The 3,527-nt window shown below is 42.8% G+C and carries 3 protein-coding genes; all 3 read left to right on the forward strand.

What is annotated here, in order from left to right:
* Positions 1 to 1,384 (forward strand): hypothetical protein (locus WC958_06310; GenBank protein ID MFA5629834.1); only part of this gene is annotated, 1,384 nt, incomplete at its 5' end.
* An 83-nt stretch (positions 1,385 to 1,467) separates the two neighbouring features.
* Positions 1,468 to 2,628, forward strand: a complete 1,161-nt coding sequence (locus WC958_06315; protein ID MFA5629835.1) for a zinc ribbon domain-containing protein — start codon at positions 1,468 to 1,470, stop codon at positions 2,626 to 2,628.
* A 56-nt stretch (positions 2,629 to 2,684) separates the two neighbouring features.
* Positions 2,685 to 3,347, forward strand: coding sequence for a hypothetical protein (locus WC958_06320; protein ID MFA5629836.1), 663 nt, complete (start codon positions 2,685 to 2,687; stop codon positions 3,345 to 3,347).
* Positions 3,348 to 3,527 lie beyond the last annotated feature (180 nt).

Genomic DNA, 3,527 nt, shown 5'->3' on the forward strand with positions numbered 1-3,527 from the left:
GGATCTTTCCTCCAACGAATTTAAGACCGGGTCTGCCAAAACCGAGGCAATGAGGGCACTTAAAGATGCGGCACTGAAGACATCTTGTAGAGGTGATACGCCATTCGGCTTCAAGAGTATAGATTATAGAGCCGATATGAAACCGGCCTTTTTCGGAACCATCACCACACAGAGCACGGAATCTGGGTTGGCTCCTTTCCCTATATTGTTGACTATTTCGCTGCCGAATGACAAATATCCCGAACTCGTATTGAAAGGTAACTTTAATCCTATGTGCGAATGGGAAGAAGTAGTACGCTGGTTTTTTGGGGTTCCGGCCGGCACATTAGCCGCCGCCCAAATGAGGATAGGCAATCCGGACCTTTATGTCGAGGCTCTTGAATTCATAGAAAACCGGGTTTACTCCTTTAGAAATGTTCCCTTTGCACCTAGCAATAATCAAAATCACTATGAAGACGGAATAATAGCCTCTACCACCCATAAACGATTACGCTCGGTAGTGCTACGCAACAGTGATATTCCTACCGGCATAGGGGATTATAAAAAAGCACAAACCTTGGTACATGAATTGACCCATGCTCTGGAACATAAAAACATGGGCGATATGTGGACCCTTTTTTCCGCATCGGCGGGACATGAGCGGCATACCTACTTTTTACAGTATGCTTCCGATGCCATTTATGAACTTGCCCTTGCCGAACGGGATATAAATGCGGAAAATAATGTTAAAAAAGCTATTGCAAGCATGCACAGGTCTTATTTTAATTCGAACAATACGCCCGAGCCTCGTAACTTGGAATGGTTCGGAGCCTCCATTCCTACCCAGCATAATCTTTTTAAGGCCTATCTAAATAACTGGTTGCAGGTTGGAACCTGTACCGGTGCCGGTAAGGTGGGGGAAATAATTTCACGAAAATATTTCCCCGGCGCCCTGAAAAATAAAGACAGTAATTATCCTGCAAATTTTGAAATTCAATCGGGTAGACTTAAAGGGACTTGCTTTATATTCTCCTGGGTGGACGGAATGCTCGTTAAATTCAGTGTTTGGCACAAAGATTATAAGTTTGAAATCAAAAACCCTTTACGTTGGAACGGTGGGTTTACATTGAAAACACGGTTCGAGGTCATTGATAAACTTGCTTCGGGGGGGATGAGCACGGGATCGGCACAGCGTGACCGTGATACCTTTACGGTTACGTTTACGGCATCGGAAACATTTAACGCGGAAAACCCGGAATATATGAATATCACCGGATTTAATGCCGTATGGCGATTAGAAGGTGGAAACGATAACCATAGCGTTGTGGCTCCCGATGTGCACGGTGGAAGGATGACTACGGCCTTGATAAGTAACAACGGTTTAAAAAGAAAACATGAGGATTAAATAATATAAATTATGAATAAAATTTTGACATTATAATAACAAAAAACCGCCGGTATCGGCGCGAAAGAAATAAGGAGATTGATATGAGTAAAGCATGTCCATTTTGCGGCACGGAGGTATCTGATACCGCAAAATTTTGTAGAAGTTGTGGTAAAGACATTGTTGCGTTTACGGAAATCCGCCGGAATGTTGAAAAAATTCCGGTAGGAAGGCTTTGTACTAATTGCGGCACCTCGCTTTCGCCGACGGCTAAATTCTGTAGGAATTGCGGGAATCAGGTATCAGAATCCGATGCTTCGTTGCAACGGGAAGATACTTCAAGTGATAGGAATTACGGGAATCAAATATCACAAGCCGATGCCCTTTTGCAACCGGAAGATACTTCAAGCGAGAAGGAAATAAAAGAGGTTGTCCGACAGGTGGCGGGAACCATAATGGCTTCCTCATCGCCCGGGGATTGTGTTCTGGGGGTTAATACACCATCCGCCATACCGGCCGATACTGCCGGCCAGATTTCGGCGACAGTTTCGGTATTAGGCCCTCTTAAGGTATTAGGCAATGGTTTAATTACAGCAATCAAAGGGCTCAAAGAAGCGGGAAAAAACAAGAAAGCCTTGGGATGGGCCATTGTCATGGCGGTTATTTGGTTTACTCTCACTATGTTTTCCGCTATGGGAACATCCGTGCCTGCTTGGTTAAATTTTCTTACCTTCGCTAAGGGAGGGACTACCGGAGGAATTCCGGGTTTTGTCGGCGGTGTATTAGGCAAAGGATTATTTGTATCGCTAATCATGGGAATGATACATAATATCGGACGGCCCAAGGCCACGAAAAATCTCTCCGATTCCACCGAAAAGGCACAATCTTCTCATGGGTATGGCCTGATACTGTGCGGCATGGGATTGGCATTGATAATTTATAATTTTATGACCGGTGATAACTCATTACAAAACAGTATGGCAGGAATTATTGCGGCCGCATCTGTGGTCCGTTCTTCAAAACAAGGCGGTTTTATTCGTCAATTGATGGTTTCGCTTACCGCACGGTTTTCCGGAAAGAAACTTCCTTTAGATGGCCAAGTTAAACACCTTACCACCGGGTTTGCAGCCGGCTTTGGGTTGAGTTTGCCATTGTCTTTTTCAGGGAACCTTTGGGTTTGTTATCTGACAGGCCTGGCGGTCTTTATTATCGGAATAATTCTTTGTTCAACAGTAAGGAAACAAAAGGATATTTCGGCTGTCTGATATTTGTTTGTTTTTTTGTCGGAGTATGGAATTTAATTAATTGAGGGGGGAATATCATGGAAGTTACCGAACCGTCGGAAAACAATAAAACTTTCCTTATTAAAGGCCCGGACGGCAAATATTGTTGGTTGTATGAAACCAATCTGTATACTAATCCGGTTTATCTTTTTCTTACATGGAAGATATTTTTCTTTATCTGGCTTGGTGTTGATATTTTTGTTTTGTTGATTGTCACTTGGGGGCATAATCCGCTTGATGAGCTTGAAAGTTTGATAAGTATCGGTTCTGCCATGTTTTATGTCTTGTTGGGTATATTGATTTTAATCGCTATTTCCTATTATATATATGCGCTGATTATGCATGGCAAGTATTCTGTTTTATTCGAGATGGATAACAAAGGTGTTCGGCACACACAACTTTCAAATGATTCTAATAAAGCAAAAAAAGTAGGTACGCTTACCACTTTGACGGGTATGGCTTCCGGGAATTTAAGTGCTGTAGGAGCCGGGCTTCTTGCATCGGCCGGAGGGTCGATGTATACGGAGTTTAAAAAAGTCAGATCGATTAAAACAAATCAGAGAAGGCATATTATCAAGCTCCGTTCCTCAGACATGATGCACAATCAGGTTCATACGGCGCCGGAAAATTTTGATTTTGTATTGGGTTTTATCAAGGAACAGGTAAAACTAAGCTCCGGTAAAGGCGGGTCCGACCGATAATTGAATTTTGGGGGAAAGTCGAATAAGGGGAGCAGGTTGCATGGATAAAGTATCTTAATTAATCAATGCTTTATACGGCAAAAACAACAAGTTTGCTAAAGATGTTCCTATCGGCCTTATCGAATAAATTAGGGGGCGTTTTTATGCGTATCGGCTATATACATAGTTTTTATTCATTGG

It is taken from the genome of Dehalococcoidales bacterium (assembly GCA_041656115.1).
Lineage (GTDB): Bacteria > Chloroflexota > Dehalococcoidia > Dehalococcoidales > UBA5627 > UBA5627.

What these genes read in the sequence shown, in the direction of transcription:
- WC958_06315 (MFA5629835.1), top strand. Translation starts at nt 1,468, where the DNA reads ATGAGTAAAGCATGTCCATTTTGCGGCACGGAGGTATCTGATACCGCA.
- WC958_06320 (MFA5629836.1), top strand. Translation starts at nt 2,685, where the DNA reads ATGGAAGTTACCGAACCGTCGGAAAACAATAAAACTTTCCTTATTAAA.